This window comes from Corallococcus sp. AB018 (genome assembly GCF_003986945.1).
Taxonomy (GTDB): Bacteria; Myxococcota; Myxococcia; order Myxococcales; family Myxococcaceae; genus Corallococcus; species Corallococcus exiguus.
In genome coordinates, this window is sequence record NZ_RAWR01000222.1 from 1 (window position 1) to 17464 (window position 17464).

Below are 17464 nucleotides of genomic sequence, written 5' to 3' on the forward strand. Positions count from 1 at the left end.
CGGCGGAGCGGCCGGCGGCGTCGGAGGACGCGGCGGGGTGGCGCCCGGACGCACCGTGGGACGCGTCACCGCCTGGGGACGGGCCACGGCGGGGCGTTCGGACGGCAGCCGGCCCGGTTCCACGTCTCCCATGTCCACGCGGCCGCGGAAGCTGGCCCCGTCCACGATGATGACGCGGGGGGCGCGGATGTCGCCCACCATGCGGCCTTCGCGGGTGAGCTCCACGCTCTCCGTGGCGTTGATGTTGCCCACCACCACGCCGCTGACGATGGCGTTTCTCACCGCCACGTTGGCCTTCACCACGCCGGACGGCTCCACGATGAGGGTGCGGCTGAGGGTGAGTTCACCCTCGACGCGCCCGCGGACCGTGAGGTCCTCGTCACCCGTGAGCCGACCGCTGATGAGGATGGAGGGCCCCACCACGGTGTTGTCGACGGCGTTGCCTGCAAGATCCTTCGCGGTCGCCACGGATCAGCGCTCCTTCATGTCCATGTCGACGTTGCCCTTGAAGGAGGCACCATCGGCGATGAGGATGCGCGGGGCCTTGATGTCGCCCACCACGCGGCAGTCCGTCTTCAGCTCGACCTTGTCGGTGGCGGCGATGTTGCCCGTCACGCGGCCGGCGATCTCCACGTTCTGCGTCTCGATGTCCGCCTCGACGACGCCCGAGCCCTCCACGTAGAGGCTCTCCTTGAGGGAGATCTTCCCCTTCACGGTGCCCTGGATGACCAGGTCCTCGTCCCCGGAAATCTCCCCGTCGATGACGATGCTCGAGCCAATGATCGTATTCGCCATGAGTGTTGTCCGCCTTCTCGAAGCTGTGCGCCTGGGGGGCCGTGGGTCGGTCCCCGGTGGATGCTAGATGTCGTCCGGCAACTTCACGTCCATCTCGATGGAGCCGTTGAACACGGCACCATCCTCGATGACGACCCGTGGAGCCTTGATGTCGCCGGCCACCTTCGCCGAGGCGTTGATGGCCACGCGCGTGGAGGCGTCGATGTTGCCGCTCGCCTCGCCGTTGATGGTCAGTTCCTCGGCGCGGATGTCCGCCTGCACCTTCCCGGTGCCTTCGATGGTGAGGTGGTTCTTCAGGGCGATCTGCCCCTCCACGCGTCCTTCGATGACCAGGTCCCCTCCGCCCGTGAGGTTGCCCCTGATGACGATGCCCTTGCCAATGATGCCCGTTTCACCCTGTGCCATGAGGTGATCCTCGCCAGCGCCTGCTCCGTCGGGAGCGGGGCGACCTGATTATGTCAGAGATGCGCGGAGATCCAGCCGGAGATGTCCTGGAACACCGTCGCGCGGTCCCGCTCGTTGAGCGGCTCGTGCCGCATGCCGGGGTACTCCTTGAACTTCTTGTCCGCCGTCCCCGCCGCCTCGAAGAAGGCCCGCGCCGCCGCCGGCAGCGCCACCCCGTCCTCCTGGCCGCACAGCACGAACAGCGGCACTTGAATCTTCGGCGCCAGCCCGAGCGTCTGCGCCTGGGCAGCCGTCGACTCCACGAACCAGCGGGGCGTGGCGAAGGGCACGTAGAGCGGGTCCGCCCCGACTGCCTTCTGGATGTCCGGGTCGGTGCTGAGCATCTCCGGGGCCAGGCCCGAGGGGACCTTCATCCACGGCACCAGGGTGCCCACCATGCGCGCGGCGAGCACCTTCGCGGCCGGCGGGCTGATGGCCAGCTTGAGGTAGGGCGCGGAGAGGATGGCGCCGGAGAGGCCTTCCAGTCTCCCGGTCAGGGCGTGCGCGGCCATCAGGCCGCCGTGGCTGTGGGCGAGCAGGAAGATCTTCTCGTTGCCCGCGGCCTTGCGCACGCGCTGCCAGAAGCCGTCCAGGTCGTCGAGGAACTCGGTCCACTTCGCGGCGTAGGCGCGCCGTCCGTCCGCGCGGCCGTGGCCCCGGTAGTCGAAGCCGTGCACGGCGAAGCCGTCCTGCACCAGCGCGTCGATGACGGGCCGGTAGCGGCCGATGTGGTCGCCGTAGCCATGGACGATGGCGACGTGCGCGCGCGGGGGCGCGTCCGGCAGGTCGAGCGTCCAGAACAGCCGGGTGTTGTCCTTCCCGGTGAAGAAGCCTTCGTCGTGGCGGGCCATGAGCCCGGGACCTTAGCGGCCCGGCGCGGTCGAGGGTAGCGCCTTCAACTTGCGCTCCAGGGTGGTGCGCTGGTCCGCGGGCTCGGCGGCCTCCGGCTCCAGCGTCAGCACCTCCAGCGCGCGCGTCCAGGTCCGGACGGCCTCCGGGGCGCGGCCCGCCTTGAGGTACGCGTCCCCCAGGTGCTCCAGGATGGCGGGGTCGTCCGGGGCCAGCTCCACCGCGCGCTCCAGGACCTCCACGGCCTTCTTCGCGTCGCCGCGCTGGAAGAGGACCCACCCCAGCGAGTCCACGTAGGCCCCGTTGTCCGGCCGGAGCGCCAGCGCGCGGCGCACCAGCCGCTCCGCCTCGTCCAGGTCCCGGCCCCGCTGCGCCATCACGTAACCCATGAAGTTCAGCGCGGCGGAATGGTCCGGCTTCAACGCGAGCACCGCCCGCATGCGAGACAGCGCCCCCGCCACGTCGCCCTGGCGCTCCAGCAGGGTGGCCAGGGCGAACTGCAGGTCCTGGCTCCTCGGCGCCTTCGCGACGGCGTCCCTCAAGAGCGCGAGCGCGTCCGGAGCCCGGCCCTGGCGCTCCAGCAGGGTGGCCAGCGCGTCGTATGCCAGCGCCCCGCCCTCCCCCGCCAGCGCCTCGCGCAGCACGCCTTCCGCTCGCGTCGCGTCCCCGCCGCGCTCCAGCGCCCGGGCGTAGCCGACGTGTACCTCCACGTCGTCGGGCGCTTCCGACATGGCCATGCGGTAGAGCACCAGCGCGCGCGGGTGGTCCCCCACCAGCGACAGACAGCGGGCCTGGCGCACGCGGGCGTCGGGGAACACCTCCGAGTCCGGGGGCACGCTCGCGAAGTCCGCGGCGGCGACGGAGAAGCGGCGGGTGCGCTCCGCGACCAGGCCGGCGTAGTACGCGAGGCGGGGCTCGTCCGGCGCGTCCTTGCGCGCGGCGTCCAGCACCTCCTTCGCGGCGGCGGGCTCTCCGGAGGCCAGGTAGCTGAAGGCCACCCGCACGGCCAGCTCCGGCGACGCGGAGAGCGACAGCAGCCGGTCGAAGTAAGCCCGCGCCCGGGTCGCCGACCCGCCCTTCAGCGCGGCACGGCCCGCGGACAGCAGCACCTCGCGGCTGTCCGGATCCGCCTCCAGCGCGCGGGCCAGCGCGTCCTCCGCCTCCTTCGGACGGCCGGAGTCCTCGTAGAGACGGGCCAGCGTGGACCACACCTCCACGTCACCCGGGTCGCGCTCGGAGGCCTTCGCGAGCAGGCGCTCGGCGCGGGCCGCGTCGCCGCGCTCGGCCAGCACGAGCCCCAGCCGCCGGTAGCCGGAGGCCTCTCCCGGCAGCGCGTGGGCCAGCGACTCCACCACCTTCACCGCATCGTCGGGGGCCTTCGCGTCCAGGTACAGCTGCGACAGGACGAGGTACGCCTCCGGCTCGCGGGGACGCAGGGCCACCGCGCGGCGCAGGTGCTGCTTCGCGCGCGCCGTGCGGCCGGACTCCAGCAACACCCGGCCCAGGAGCACGTGGGCGGCGTAGTGCGTGGGGGCCTTCTCCACGGCCCGGCGAAGTTCGCGCTCGGCGCGCTCCAGGTCACCCAGGCGCGCGTACTCCTCGCCCAGCTGGGTGAGGAGGGTCGGGTTGCCGTCGTCGGTGGCGAGCGCCAGCCGCAGCTCGTCCACCGAGGCCCGGTGGTTGCCCTCCAGGTGCATCAGCCGCGCCTGGAGGTAGTGCGCGTAGCTGGCGGACGACGCGGACGGCTCGTCGTCGCGGTCGCTCGAATCCATGGCCTCGCGCATCGCCTCGCGGTCGACGTGCGGAGCCGGGGCCTTCCTCGCGGGCGCGGCCCCCGAACCTCCGGCGGCCAGCGCGAGGCACATCACGGCGGCACGGCTGAGGAGCGGGAGCGGGCGCACGCGGGCTAGTGGACCTCGGGAGGCGGCGCCCCCAGCTTCTCCAGCAGCTTCTCCACCGGATCGCTGTCCTGGCTGACGTCCGCCATGGCGGCCCGGTACTCGATGGAGGTCACGTTCTCCACGTCCGGCATCAGGCGGTTGATGACCGTGCGCGCCGCGTCCGCGTTGCACTCGGGCAGCACCACCGCGAAGACGCCCAGCCCCAGATGGGCGATGGAGTCCGGGTGGCGCACGCGCTTGCGCATCACCTCCGCCATGTTGGGCGGCATGGCGTCCAGATCGCGGTCCGGACGCAGCACCGCCAGCGTGAGGGCGCGGTGGTAGCGGCGGCTGCGGGCCACCTCCTGCTCCAAGCGCAGGAGCAGGCCACGGCGGTCGAGCAGGCCCGTCACCGGATCGCTGCCGGTGCGCCGCTGCAGCGAGTTCGTCTTGTCCTGCTGATCCTTCTCACCCCGGCTCAGCTTGAGGGCGCGCTCGGTGCGGTTGAGCAGCTCCACCGCGTTGAAGGGCTTGGCCATGTAGTCCACCGCGCCCAGGTTGAGCGCGCGGACCTTGTCGGCCACGCCCTGGTGGGCGGACAGGAGGATGACCGGGATGTGCGCCGTGTCCGACGAGGACTTGAGCGCCATGGCCGCGTCCAGGCCGTCCAGCTTGGGCAGGAACACGTCCATCACCACCAGGTCCGGCCGTGAAGCGCGCGCCTTCGCCAGGCCCTCCGCGCCGTCGCGAGCGACCTCCACGCGGTACTTCGAGCGCAGCACCTCCGACAGCACCGCCGCGATTTCGGGCTCGTCCTCCACCACCAGCACGCGCGGCTGCTCGGGCGCGGCGCCGGGCGCGGGCTGCGGCCGGGGGTTGCGCGCGGCCTCCTGCGCCAGGGGCAGCGTGAAGACGAAGGTGCAGCCACCGTCGGCCGGGCTCTCCGCCCAGATTTCACCGCCGTGCAGCTCCACGAACTCCTTGCAGATGGCCAGCCCCAGCCCCGTGCCCTTGGGCCCGTGGCGGTAGCGGTCGAAGACGAGGTGCAGCTCGTCCGGGGGAATACCCACCCCGTTGTCGCTCACCATCACCCGCACCGCGTCGCCGTCCGGCCGCGACAGCCGCTGCGTGCGCACCACCACCACGCCCGGGTCGCTGGCGTGCTGGATGGCGTTGCTGATGAGGTTCTGCAGCACCTCGTGCAGCTTCACCTCGTCGCCAATCAGCATCAGGCTGTCGGGGCACTCGGAGCGCAGCGACACGGCCTTCTCCGCCGCGAGAATCTCCAGCTCCGCCACGGCGTCGCGGCACAGCTGCGCCACGTCCAGCACGCGGGGCTCGATGGAAAGCCGCGCCGCCTCGCCCTTGCCCTTCTCCAGCAGGGACTCGACCAGGGTGAGGATCTTCCGGCCCTGGCGGATCATCGCCTCCGCGGACTGCTTCTGCTGCGTCTCCAGCGGCCCTTCCAAGAGCAGCCGGCCGTGCCCCAGGAGCACCTGGAGCGGCGCGCGCAGGTCGTGGCTGCACACCGCGATGATCTCATCCTTGAGGCGGTTGAGTTCCTTCAGGCGGCGGTTCGCGTCGTTGAGTTCGCGGTAGCGCTCCACGTACGCCAGCTCCAGGTCCTCGCGCTTCTTCTTCACCGCCGTGTGCAGGCGCGCGTTGCGGATGGAGTTGGCGAGCACGCCCGCCACCGCCTCCGCGAACTCCTGCTCGTCGCGCCCGATGGACGCCTCGCCCTTGGACACGCGCAGGAAGAGCGCGCCCAACAGGTCGTCCTGGCAGATGAGCGGCTGCACCAGGATGGACTTCACGCCCTGCGGTAGCAGCGACGTGCGCACCTCAGCCATCAGCGGGTCGCGCTGCGCCTCTTCAATCAGGACGGGCTGCCGCGTCTCCAGCGCGCGGCGCAGCTCCGGGTAGCGCGCCACCTCGATGTCCAGCTGGACGAGGCTGGGGTCCTCCTGCGTCGCGACGACCGTGGCCGTGCGCGCGTGGCTGCCCTCCACCAGCACCACGGAGCAGCGGTCCGTGCCCGTCACCTGGCCGACCTTCTCCACCGCGATGCGGAGGATCTCCTCCAGCTCCAGCGAGCTGGTGGCCGCCTGGGTGATTTCGAGCAGCATCCCCATGCGCATCCGGATGCGCTCCTCGCGCTCCTTGAGCCTCCAGGCGCGCAGGGCGGACTCCAGCCGGGGCACCAGTTCGTCGGCGCCGCGCACGAAGTCGTCCACCGCCAGCCGCTTGAAGGCCTCCGCTGAGCGCGCGCGGCCCTGATCCACCAGCACCGGCAGGCGCTGGAGCTTGTCCGTCTTGCGCACCGTCTCCAGCAGTTCCGCCGCCCGCTTGGCCGTCACCGCCAGGAGCACCACCTCCGGCTGGAGCTGATCCACCATCTCCGCCAGCCCGGTCTCCCGTTCCGTGGAGGCGCATTGGTAGCCACTCGCCGTGAGCCGCTCCACCAACGCGTCACCCGCGGCCTTGGCCGCGAGCACCAGCACCCGCCCCCGCTGCTCAGACGACAACATCTCGATCCTCACGGCGCGCCTCCGCCCCGCCCAGACTGGGAACGACGTCGCGAAAACCCGTTGGGTGCGAAAGGGGTCATGGTCGATTCCGGATCATGCCGTCTAACCCGTCCGCGGGCCAGCGGTTGAACGGGGCTCTCCTCAAGCGAGAGGGGTGGGAAAAGGCGCGCGACGTATACCCCGGACCGGTGTTCTTCCTCCGGAATCCCGCACATGCGTGACGGTCCGGTGACCGGAAACCGCCCGCCCACCCCTTGTAACGGTGGAATCCCACGAAAACAGTCAGACTGTCACTTTCTTCCAACACCACCCTTGCCGTCCGGCCGGAGGCAGGGTGGGCGGGCAGGCGTCGGCGGGGGTTTTCAGGGCTCTCGCGATCAGGATTCCGGGGGATGGGCGCGGTAAGGGACGTGGCCCCGCCCGCTTCCCGGGGGAGCGCGGTAGAGTGCGAAACCATGCACTCCGTCCCTTCGCGCCCGTTCGCGCCGCGGGCCTTCCTGGCCTCGCTGACCTTCTGCGCTTCCGTGTTCGCCGCCTGTGGTGGTGAGAAGCCGGCTCCCACTCCGGACCCGCCGACGGTGACCCTCACCGTGCCGCAGCCCAACACGGCGGCCCCATCGCTGACGGTGCGGGTCATCGTGTCCGGGTGTGACGCCGTGTCGCGGGTGGACATCTACGACAAGGACACGTTCCTGAAGACCGTGCCCTACACCAGCGGGTCCATGGACTTCGAGCTGGCCTCGAATGAAATCAAGTACACCCGCGGACTCGCCGTGAGCCTGTCGCTCAACGCGCGGGCGACGTGCTCCGACGGCCGGACGAACTCGTCCCAGCCGCAGGCGGCCACGTTCCTGCCGGTGACGAAGGTCATCAAGGATCCGGACCCCAACGGCCAAGTGGTGACGGACTTCTTCATCGCCGAGGGCAGCGGCACCAACGTCGCCTTCATCGGGTGCGGCAACCCCACCACGGGCTCCGGCACGCTCTTCCGCGTGGACTCGACGGGCGTGGTGCGCAACTCGGTGGAGCTGGGCATCCCGTGCAGCTCCTCGACGGTCATCACCAGCATCAACCCGACGAGCGGCAAGCGGTGGGTGTGGACGCCGGGCTCGGGCGCCGTGGCGGTGGACTCCAACTTCGCCACCTCCGGTCGCACCGCGGCCACGTACAAGCTGCAGCAGCTGTCAGTGATGGCCAACGGCGACGCGCTGGTGAACGACCTGTACACGGTGTCGCGCCTCAAGCACACGTCGTCCGGCGGCTCCTTCCAGTGGATGTTCGAGAACGCGCCGCTGCAGCCCATCACCCCGCCCAAGGAGAAGGGCCAGCAGGTGCTGGTGGCCTATCCGAACACCGCGGGTGGCGGCGGGCCCGCCTTGCAGATCGAGGTCGCCACCCTAGACGCGAACGCCACGAGCCAGGACCTCCAGCCGGTGAGCACGCGCATCATCTACCAGTACAACGGCCTCATCAGCGCGCCGCCGCCCGCGTCGTTCAGCGTGGATGGTTCCACGCTCTTCATGTCCTTCGACTTCAACAACAACCAGTCGCGCATCGAGGCCTGCTCCACGGAGGCCGCGGGCTGCGAGGGCAACGCGTACCGGTGGTCCAGCACCACCTTCCCGGTGCCCATCCGCTTCCTGCTGCCGTTCAATGGCGGCTCGAAGGTGGCGGCCATTGGCGACCAGCGCGTGTGGTTCCTGAACTCGACGAGCGGCCTCGTCATGAACAAGGGCGGCACGTCCGTGGACGCGTCCGGGCAGCTGCGCATCCTCCAGGTGCAGCTGGGCCAGCCGACGAGCGCGGAGTTCTACCTGCTCACCGGCCCGAACGTGGCGGGCGCCCTGCCCCAGGAAATTGTCGCGGTGGACTCCGCCGAACAGGGCGAGCTGTTCCGCTACGAGGTCTCCAGCAGCCTGTCCTGCTCCGTGGATGACAGCGGGCGGCTGTGGATGCGCGTGGGCAACAACCTGGTCCAGGCCCTCACGCTGCCCGAGTACCGCGCCGTCAAGCCGTGACGGCGGGCCTCAGGGCCTGTCGGCGACGAGGAGCGCTTCCACGTTGCCGGCGGGCCCGGGCACGGGCGAGTCCATCAACCCGCGCACGCTGAGCCCGTGCTCGCGAACGAAGGCCGTCACGGTGTCGATGGCGTCCTGCCGCGCTGCCGGGTCGCGCACCACGCCGCCCTTGCCCACGCGCTCAGGGCCCACCTCGAACTGGGGCTTCACCAGGGCGATGAGCAGCCCACCCGGTGAGAGGAACGGCAGCACCGACGGCAGCACCTGGGTGAGCGAGATGAAGCTCACGTCGATGACGACCACGCCCACCTTCTCCGGCAGGTCCTCGTCCGTGAGGTAGCGCGCGTTGACCCGCTCGCGGGAGCGCACGCGAGGATCCACGCGCAGCTTCTCGTGCAGCTGGCCGTAGCCCACGTCGATGGCGTGCACCCGCACCGCGCCGTGCTGGAGCAGGCAGTCGGTGAAGCCACCCGTGCTGGCGCCGATGTCCGCGCCCACGCGGCCCGTCACGTCCAGGCCGAAGCGGTCCATGGCCCCCTTCAGCTTGAGGCCGCCGCGCGACACGTACGGCATCACCTCGCCCTTGAGGCGCAGCTCGGCCTCCACCGGCACCAGGGAACCGGGCTTGTCCACGCGCTGGTCCGCCACCACCACCTGGCCGGCGAGGATGAGCGCCTGGGCCTTGGTGCGCGACTCGGCGAGCCCGCGCTCCACCACCAGCACGTCCAGGCGTTCCTTCTTCGGCTTCACCGGTTCTCCTCTCCCAGCAGCGCACGGCCCGCGCGCAGCAGGCCCGCCGCATCCAGTCCCAGCTGCGTGCGCTGCACCCGCGCGTCCCCGTGCGGCAGGAAGACGTCCGGCATGCCCAGCAGCGTCACCCGAGGGGACACGCCGGATGCCGCGTACAGCTCCAGCACCGCGCTGCCCAGGCCGCCCCGGACGGTGCCCTCCTCCGCCACCACCACGTGCCCGCCCGCAGCGGCCTCCAGGAGCGCGGCTTCATCCAAGGGCCACGCCCGGCGCGCGTCCAGCGCGCTCCAGTCCGGCTCGCTCCGCACGGCCTCCAGCGCGGACAGACCCAGAGGTCCGAGTGTCACCAAGGTCAGCCGTGAGCCGGGCACACGCTTCAGCCAGCGGGCGCCCGGCATGGGGAGCGCGGCCGGTGTCAGCCGCGAGGCCGTGGAACTCTTGCCCCCCTCCGCGCCAGCGCGCGCGTCGTGCGCCTCAGTCCCGTCCCGTGCCAGCTCCGGCGGCAGGTCCGGCAGTGTGCCGCGCGGGAAGCGCAGCACGGAGGGCCCAGAGGCCTGGAGCGCGGTGGCGAGCATGGGCCCCAGGTCCTCTCCCACCACCGGCGCCCACTGCGTGAGACCCGGCAGCGGCCGGAGGAAGGACACGTCGTAGGCGCCCTGGTGCGTGGCGCCGTCCGCGCCCACGAGCCCCGCCCGGTCCACCGCGAAGACCACGGGCAGCCCCGGCAGGCACACGTCGTGGACCACCTGGTCGTACGCGCGCTGGAGGAAGGTGGAGTAGATGACGCAGACCGGCTTCGCGCCCGCCGCGGCCAGCCCCGCGCAGAACGTCACCGCGTGCTGCTCCGCGATGCCCACGTCGTGCACGCGGTCCGGGAAGCGCGCCTTCAAGCCGGTGAGCGCGCTGCCCTCCAGCATCGCGGGCGTCACGGCCACCACGCGCGGGTCCCGCTCCAGCGCGTCACCCAAGACCTGGGCGAAGGCCTCGCTGAACGTGGGCCGACCCCCGCGCGAGCGCACCAGCTTGCCGTCGCGCCACTCGTACGGCCCCATCGCGTGGCCGCGCGTCTGCTCGTCCGCCTCCGCCGGCGGGAAGCCGCGCCCCTTCTTCGTCAGCGCGTGCACCACCACCGGGCGCGATGACGCCTTCGCCTCGCGCAGCGCCCGCGTGAGCGCGCCCAGGTCGTGCCCGTCCACCGGGCCCAGGTAGGTGAAGCCCAGCGATTCGAAGAAGGCGCGGGCGTTGCGCGTGCGCAGGAGCGCCGGGATGGCGCCCACGTTCGCGCTGATGGACATCTGGTTGTCGTTGAGCACCACCACGAGCGGCAGCGGGCTGCCCCCCGCGTTGTTGAGCCCCTCGAAGCTCAGGCCCCCCGTGAGCGCGCCGTCGCCCACCACCGCCACCACGTGGCCCGAGTGCCCCAGCTGCCGCCGGCCGGCAAGCAGACCCAGCGCCGCGGAGATGGCCGTGCACGCATGACCGGCCGCCAGCGCGTCGTGGTGGCTCTCCCGTGGATCCAGGAACGGCGCGATGCCGTCCGCCTGCCGCAGCGTGTGCATCCGGTCGCGCCGGCCGGTGAGCAGCTTGTGCGCGTACGCCTGGTGCCCCACGTCGAAGAGGAGCGCGTCCTGCGGCGTGTGGAAGACGCGGTGCAGGGCCACGACCACTTCGACCGCGCCCAGCGACGCGCCCAGGTGGCCTCCCACGCGGCCGCACGTGGTGATGATGGCCTCGCGCAGCGCCTCGCACAGGCCGGGCAGCGCGTCCTCGGGGAGCGCGCGCACATCCGCGGGAGACGCGACACCGGACAGCACGTCCGCCATCAGGACTTCCGCTCCACCGAGTAGCGCGCCAGCGCCGCCAGCGGACCGTCCACGCCCTCCAGCGGGCGCACCGCCGCCTCCGCCCGGGCCACCAGCTCGTCGGCCATGCGGCGGGACTCGTCCAGCCCCACCACCGCCGGGAAGGTGAAGCGCCCGGCCTCCGCGTCCGCGCCCACCGGCTTGCCCATGGCCTCCGCGCTGGAGGTCACGTCCAGCACGTCGTCGGCGATCTGGAAGGCCAGGCCCACCGCTTCACCGTACGTCACCGCGCTGGCGAGCGCCGCCGCGTCGCCCCCGGCCGCCAGGACGCCCATCCGGCACGCCGCGAGGATGAGCGCGCCCGTCTTCATCCGGTGCAGCCGCAGGAGGTAATCCAAAGCCGCGGCCCGGTCCGCCGCGATGTCCAGCGCCTGCCCGCCCACCATCCCGCTCGCGCCCGCCGCGCGCGCCAGCTCCGCGCACAGGATGCCGCGCACCGGCTCCGGCCCCGAGGCGAGCACGTGGAAGGCCTCCGTCAACAGCCCGTCCCCGGCCAGCAGCGCCACCGGCTCGCCGTAGACCTTGTGGTTCGTGGGCAGGCCCCGGCGCAGGTCGTCGTTGTCCAGGGAGGGCAGGTCGTCGTGCACCAGCGAATAGGTGTGCACGTACTCCAGCGCGCAGGCCGCGTCCGCCACCACGGCGGCGTCGGTGCTCGACTTGGACACCGCGTCCGCGAAGGCCAGGCACAGCACCGGGCGCAGGCGCTTGCCGCCCGCGAGCAGCGAGTAGCGCATGGACTCCGCCAGCCGGGGCGGCGTGCCCGCGGGACCCAGGCGGTCCGCGCGTTCGAGCAGGAGCGCCTCCACCCGCGAATGCTGCGTGCGCATGAAGGGGTCCAGGTTGAAAGCGGCCATCGGCGTCAGGGCTCCTTCGCCACGTCGGCGGGGATGAGTTCGCGGATGCGCTTGACGAGCGCATCCAGCTCCAGCGGCTTCACGAAGTAGTCGGCCGCGCCGACCTCCATGCCGCGCCGCTTGTCCTCCGGGTCTCCCCGCCCGCTGATGAAGATGATGGGGATGTCCCGGAACTGCTTGTTCTGCTTCACGGCCTGACACAGCTCGAAGCCGTTGATCCAGGACATGTTCACGTCCAGGAGGATGGCGTGCGGCCGGTGCAGCTCCAGCGACGCGACGAGCCGCAGGCCATTGGCCGCGGACATGACCTCGAACCCCTCGGCCCCCAGGGCCTCGGCGAGCAGCTCGCGCGTGTCGCGGTCGTCATCGACAATCGTAATCTTCGGCTTCGACATGCCCGGCCTCCACCCTTCCCCTGATACCTAGAACGGGACATCGTCCTCCGGTGGCGGACGCGCCTGCGCGGTCGTCCGGGGGGCAGCCTGCGGAGCGGGCCGGGCCGCCACCGCCAGCGGCGCCGCCACGTCCTGGCCGTCCTCGTCCACCAGCAGCTGTTCGATTCGCTGCTCGGCCTCCGTGAGCAGCTTCTCACCCCGGCGGACGAGGCGGATGCCCTCCTCGAACGCCTTGAGCGACTCTTCCAACGACAGGTCGCCGCTTTCCAGCCGCGCCACCGTGTCTTCCAGGCGCGACACCACGTCTCCGTACTGCTCCGGAGCGGGCTCCACCTTGGGGTTCTTGTCCGACTTCGCCACGGCCATCCACCTCCCCGAGCGGGGCGCGGAATGTAGAGGGTGGCCCGCTAGCAGTCCACCGGGCCTTTCAGGCTGGTCACGGTGGCTTCGATTTCTTCACACCCGCCCAGGGTTTTCGCCCCGTGGGCCGCCAGCTTGATGCCCAGCACGTCCCCCACCACCACGTCCGCAGTGGAGCGCACCACGACGCCGTCCCGCTGGCGGAACGTCACCGCGTAGCCGCGAGACATCACCTTCAGGGGGCTCAGGGCGTCCAGGCGGCCCCCCAGCCGTCCGAAGTGCGTCTGCGCGGTCGCCAGCATGCCCCGCTGCAGCTCCAGGAGTCGCGAGCGCGTCTGGGCCACCTTCGCCCGCTCGGCCGCCACCCGCGCCGTGGGGGATTGCCGCTCCAGCCCCAGCCGTGCGTCCGCCAGCGCGCCCCGCCGACGGGTGACGCCCGCTCGCGCCGCCTCCGACAGGCGCATGGCCAGCTTGAGCAGGTGGGCCCGCTGCTCCGACAGTCGCGTCTGGGGCCGCGCCCGCTGCAGCCGCTCCTGCAAGGCTCGCAGCGTCTCGCGGTGCTCGCGCGCGCGGGGGCGCAGCACGCGCATCATCGCCTCCACCTGTTCGGACAGGTGCAGGCGCTGGTGGTTCACCTCGCGGCGCGGGTCCGGCAGCCGCGCGCGAAGCTGGCCCTGGCTCTGACGCAACTCCAGCACCCGGCGCTCCATGGCCCTGCGCAGGCGGCCGGACTGCGTGGCCAGCGTCAGCTCCAGGTCCGCGAGCACCGGCGCCAGCCGCTCCGCCGCCGCGCTGGGAGTGGGCGCGCGCAGGTCCGCGACGAAGTCCGAAATGGTGAAGTCGATTTCGTGGCCGATGGCGGACACCACCGGCACCGGCGAGGCGAAGATGGCGCGCGCCACCCGCTCCTCGTTGAACGTCCAGAGGTCCTCCACGGAGCCTCCGCCGCGCGTCACGACGATGACGTCCACGTCGGTGCGCGAAAGCCGCTCGATGGCCCGCGCCACGTCCTCCGCGGCGCCCTCGCCCTGCACGCGCGCGTCCGCCAGCAGCACGCCCAGCCGGGGGTTGCGCGAGTGCAGCACGCGCAGGAAGTCCTGGAGCGCCGCGCCGGTGCGGCTGGTGACGACGCCGATGCGCCGGGGCAGGAACGGCACGGGCCGGGGCGGCCTCACGCGCCGGTCCCCGATGAGCCCCTCCGCCGCCAGCCGCTGCTTGAGCTGCTCGAACGCGAGCGCCAGCGCGCCCTCGCCCACCGGCTCCAGCCGGGACACGATGAGGCTGTAGCGGCCCTGCGGCTCGTACAGGTCCACGCTGCCCTCGGCCACCACCTCCATGCCGTCGCGCAGCGCGAAGCGGATCCGCCCCGCCATGGACGCCCACACCTTCGCGTCGATGGAGGCGTCCGCGTCCTTGAGCGTGAAGTACCAGTGGCCGCGCGCGTTGGCGCCCCGGAAGCTGGACACCTCACCGCGCACCATCACGCGCGGGAAGCGCGTCTCCACCGTCTGCTTGATCTGCCGGGTGAGCTCGCCCACCGACAACACCGTGCGCTCCGGGCGCGGCGGCGGAGTGACGGCGGCAGGGGGCGGCGCGGCGATTTCAGCCACCGGCGCGGGCGAATGAGCCGGGGGAGCCGGAGGCGTCTTGCCTCCGCTGGCGGCCTTCGCGGGCGCGGGACGCAAGGGGGGTAGCAGCGACGTGCCGAACAGGTCGCCCTGCCCCGGCTCTTCGGCCGGGGGCGGCTCCAGCCCCTTGCGCTTCTTCATCGCGACAGCTTCTCGACCCAGCCCTGGGCCTTGCCGTGCAGCTCGTCGTCGGGCGGCGTCATCGCGACGACGTCGCGGAACTTGGGCAGCGCGTCCTCCGGGCTGGAGTCCTTGATGGAGTAGGCCTGCATGTACAGGTCCTTCGCCTTGCCCTTGAGGTCGTTGACGATGTTGGCGGCGCCCGTGTGGCTGGGGTCCGCCTGGAGGGCACGGCGAGCGAACTCCATGGCGCGCGACCACTGGCCGGCGGCCTTCGCGCCCGCGGCGCTCTTGTAATAGATGTTGCCCGCGCGGGTGCCCGCGTTGCGCGCCATCTTGCTCGTGCGCCCTTCGGTGATTTCCTTGTCCAGCGCGAGCAGGCGGGTGAGGCCCTTGGCGTCCAGCTCCTCCAGCTTCTTGTAGAGGTTGCCGAACTCCGTCATCTGCGCCATCAGCTGCTTGCACTGGGACGTCTTGGCCGAGCACGCGTTGAGGATGGCCACCGCCCCGGTGATGTCCGCGTCGCGGAAGCGGTCCACCGCGGGCTCCCACGGCTTGGGCGTCGCGGCCACGCGCACGGGGTCCGGACGCGTCAGGTCCGCGATGACGCGCACGGCGTCGTCATTGACCAGCTTGCCGTCGCGGTGCTCGGGGAAGGTCGCGAGCACGTCGTCGGTGATGGCCTTGGCCTTCTGCACGTTCTCCAGCGCGCGGGTGTCCAGGAGCCCCTTGGCCTCCTTCGTGCGCTTGTCGGCGGCGTCCGTCAGGTTCTTGCGCGCCGTCTTCAGCTGCTCGTACTGCTGGGTGTCGCTGGTCACCTTCTCGATGGACGCCTTCGCGCTGGCCAGCTCGCCCTTGTCCAGCGCCGCCTGGGCCGTGCCCAGGTGCTTCTGGTTGGGAATCTCCCGCTCCGCGGCCTTCAGGTAGTCCTCCACGCCGGGATAGTCCGACGCCCGCGTGTGGAGCTCCTCCAGCTTCGCCTTGGCCTGCTCCCACTGGCCCTCGCGCACCAGGTTCTTGGCCTCCTGGAAGAGGCCGCCCAGCTGCGCGCGGTACTCGCGCTGCTCCGCCTCGATGCGGCCCTGCTCCTCCGCCTGTTGCCGCATGCGCGAGCGCGCGACACCCAGGCCCGCGAAGAGCAGCACCAGCACGGCGACGCCCGCGAGCTTCATCCGCATGCGCTTGCGCTGCGCTTCCGGCGTGAGCTCCGCGGCGGCGGCGGCGCGCGACGTCTGCGGGCGCGCGCGGCCCTCCCGGGCGGGACGCGTGGGCACGGCCGTGGGACCTCGGCCCGCCGCCGTGGACGGACGGGGCCGGGAGCCGGTGGGGGCCTGCACCTTCGCGGTGCTGTTGGCGGTGTCCTCGTAGCGCAGCTCCGAGTCGCCCAGCGTGATGACATCGCCGTTGGCGAGGAGTGTCTCCTCGGCGATGGGCTCGCCGTTGAGGATGGTTCCGTTGCCGGAGCCCATGTCACTGACCATCCAGCCCGAGGACTCCTTGCGCAGCGTCACGTGCTTGCGGGAGACGGACGTGTCCTGGATGCAGATGGGGTTGTCGGCGGAGCGGCCGACCGTGTACTCGAGCTCGGAGAGCGCGAACTCCTCACCCTCCATGGGGCCGGCGACGACGACGAGCTTCGCGGGGCGGGCCGCGGCGGCACCGGAGGTCGACCGGCGGACCGGCGCGCGCGAACCGCTCCCGGAGGAGGGCGTACCGGACGTAGGCCGTCGGCGGGCGGGGGGAGGTGCGTTCGACATGGCGGTCACCGCGTCCTGCTGAGGGGGGCACGGGCCCTAAAGCTCGTGCTCATAGGCTTTTTCCAGCGCGAGATTGTGGCAGCGATGCTCGGCCGTAGGGAAGCGTCTCCGTACGTCTTCCAGGGTCGCGACCGCATCCCGTCGGCTGCGGAACTGAACCGCCCGCTGGAACTGCATCATCAGCTGGCTGCAGCGGTGGTCCAGCTCCATTGAAATCTGGGCGATCCGCTCCCGGACGTCCTCGTAGAGCTCCGGCTTGTCGTCCAGCGCTTCCAGGGTGATCCACGCGGCGCGGTATTCCCGCCACGCCTTGAACAGGTTCTCCGCGCCCACATCCTTGAGCTCGTAGAAGCGGGCCCCCGCCGTCGCGGCCTCCCGGGCGGAGGCGACCAGCTGATCCGGCGGCGCCTCCGGCACCGGGATGATCTCCAGCCGCAGGTTCCAGATGCGCCACGGGTCGCGGCCGGGCGGGTTGAGGGCGTTGTCGAAGAGGATCTGGTTGTTGGCGTTGCGCCGCAGGAGGCTGGGCGGGAGGATCTGCTCCAGCTCACGCTCGGCCGTCTGCGCAGTGTCCGGGGGCACCCAGCCCAGGGACACGCCGTTGAGGGACAGGTTGACCTCGTCCCGGGCGATGCTGCTGGCCTGGTAGTGCAGCACCGCCACGGCGCGCGTGGGGGACACGAAGCGGAAGTCGAAGAGCTTGTCGTCCGCGTGGACCCAGCGCACGCCGTCGCCCAGGCCGAAGGAGTCCGTCACCGGCTCCATGCCCAGCTTGAAGGGTTCGGTGCCCGGGAGCCGGATGGCCGTGGGGACCGCGAGCGCCACGAGCAGCGTCACCACGCACAGCACGGCCACGCCCGCCAGCGACGCGAAGGCGATCCGCTTGGGCAGCGACTGGCGCTTCCAGAAGAGGATGAACCGGCCCTGGAGTGACTTGCCCAGCTGACGCCGCTGACGGGCCTTGTCGGCGGCGGACGAGGGCTCGACCTTCGCGACGACCGTCACCGGGCCGTTGGGCACGGGCTGGACAAGGGAGTCCTCCAGGTCGGCCGGCACGGGCTGGATGGCGTCCCCCTCCACGTCCGAGGAGGGCACGGGGGCCAGTGGGAACTCGCCCGGCAGCGGGCCGGGGTCCAGGGTCGGGGCAGGCGCGGCCCGGTCCCGGCCGACGAACGTCACCGGCTCCGGCGGAGGCGGCGGGACGGGAGGGCTCCAGGCCGGAGG

At 71.7% G+C, this 17464-nt stretch carries 15 protein-coding genes; 1 reads left to right on the forward strand and 14 read right to left on the reverse strand.

Annotation, left to right across the window (positions count from 1 at the left end):
• From bacP to D7Y11_RS34695, 6 genes are all read right to left on the reverse strand, one after another.
• On the reverse strand, positions 1–468 hold a 468-nt coding region (bacP, locus tag D7Y11_RS34670; protein ID WP_126935823.1), incomplete at its 3' end, for a bactofilin BacP.
• Positions 469–471: 3 nt separating this feature from the next.
• A complete protein-coding gene (locus D7Y11_RS34675) occupies positions 472–795 on the reverse strand; it encodes a polymer-forming cytoskeletal protein (protein WP_014397641.1) in 324 nt (107 codons plus the stop codon).
• A gap of 63 nt (positions 796–858) precedes the next feature.
• Positions 859–1200, reverse strand: a complete 342-nt coding sequence (gene bacN / locus D7Y11_RS34680) for a bactofilin BacN (protein ID WP_120537550.1) — start codon at positions 1198–1200, stop codon at positions 859–861.
• A gap of 53 nt (positions 1201–1253) precedes the next feature.
• The gene (locus tag D7Y11_RS34685) at positions 1254–2090 is read right to left on the reverse strand and encodes an alpha/beta hydrolase (protein ID WP_120598237.1); all 837 of its coding nucleotides are present in this window, start codon (positions 2088–2090) and stop codon (positions 1254–1256) included.
• A 12-nt stretch (positions 2091–2102) separates the two neighbouring features.
• Positions 2103–3989 (reverse strand): tetratricopeptide repeat protein, encoded by a 1887-nt coding sequence (locus tag D7Y11_RS34690; protein WP_368773802.1) that lies wholly within the window; start codon positions 3987–3989, stop codon positions 2103–2105.
• 5 nt (positions 3990–3994) lie between these two features.
• The gene (locus D7Y11_RS34695; RefSeq protein ID WP_120579814.1) at positions 3995–6493 is read right to left on the reverse strand and encodes an ATP-binding protein; all 2499 of its coding nucleotides are present in this window, start codon (positions 6491–6493) and stop codon (positions 3995–3997) included.
• A 458-nt stretch (positions 6494–6951) separates the two neighbouring features.
• Between D7Y11_RS34695 and D7Y11_RS34700 the strand changes: the two genes are divergently transcribed.
• The gene (locus D7Y11_RS34700; protein WP_126935824.1) at positions 6952–8514 is read left to right on the forward strand and encodes a hypothetical protein; all 1563 of its coding nucleotides are present in this window, start codon (positions 6952–6954) and stop codon (positions 8512–8514) included.
• A gap of 9 nt (positions 8515–8523) precedes the next feature.
• Here D7Y11_RS34700 and D7Y11_RS34705 read toward each other — a convergent pair whose 3' ends face one another.
• The 8 genes from D7Y11_RS34705 to D7Y11_RS43535 form a co-directional block, all read right to left on the reverse strand.
• Positions 8524–9264, reverse strand: coding sequence for a TlyA family RNA methyltransferase (locus D7Y11_RS34705; RefSeq protein WP_120579807.1), 741 nt, complete (start codon positions 9262–9264; stop codon positions 8524–8526).
• The gene (locus D7Y11_RS34710; protein WP_120579808.1) at positions 9261–11087 is read right to left on the reverse strand and encodes a 1-deoxy-D-xylulose-5-phosphate synthase; all 1827 of its coding nucleotides are present in this window, start codon (positions 11085–11087) and stop codon (positions 9261–9263) included. Before D7Y11_RS34710 ends, D7Y11_RS34705 begins: the two co-directional genes overlap by 4 nt.
• Positions 11087–11980 carry a polyprenyl synthetase family protein gene (locus tag D7Y11_RS34715; protein WP_120579809.1) on the reverse strand — a complete coding sequence of 298 codons (894 nt, stop codon included), beginning with the start codon at positions 11978–11980 and terminating at the stop codon, positions 11087–11089. The genes D7Y11_RS34710 and D7Y11_RS34715 overlap by 1 nt, the downstream gene beginning before the upstream one ends.
• 5 nt (positions 11981–11985) lie before the next feature.
• Positions 11986–12375 carry a PleD family two-component system response regulator gene (locus D7Y11_RS34720; protein WP_014397650.1) on the reverse strand — a complete coding sequence of 130 codons (390 nt, stop codon included), beginning with the start codon at positions 12373–12375 and terminating at the stop codon, positions 11986–11988.
• Positions 12376–12402: 27 nt separating this feature from the next.
• Positions 12403–12741: an exodeoxyribonuclease VII small subunit gene (xseB, locus tag D7Y11_RS34725; protein WP_121781679.1), complete on the reverse strand. Its 339-nt coding sequence runs from the start codon at positions 12739–12741 to the stop codon at positions 12403–12405.
• A gap of 41 nt (positions 12742–12782) precedes the next feature.
• Positions 12783–14504 (reverse strand): exodeoxyribonuclease VII large subunit, encoded by a 1722-nt coding sequence (gene xseA / locus D7Y11_RS34730; RefSeq protein ID WP_126935825.1) that lies wholly within the window; start codon positions 14502–14504, stop codon positions 12783–12785.
• Positions 14501–16240 carry an FHA domain-containing protein gene (locus D7Y11_RS34735; RefSeq protein ID WP_233607479.1) on the reverse strand — a complete coding sequence of 580 codons (1740 nt, stop codon included), beginning with the start codon at positions 16238–16240 and terminating at the stop codon, positions 14501–14503. The genes xseA and D7Y11_RS34735 overlap by 4 nt, the downstream gene beginning before the upstream one ends.
• 36 nt (positions 16241–16276) lie before the next feature.
• Positions 16277–17464, reverse strand: a 1188-nt coding sequence (locus D7Y11_RS43535; RefSeq protein ID WP_158642036.1) for an FHA domain-containing protein, incomplete at its 5' end; no start/stop codon positions are given.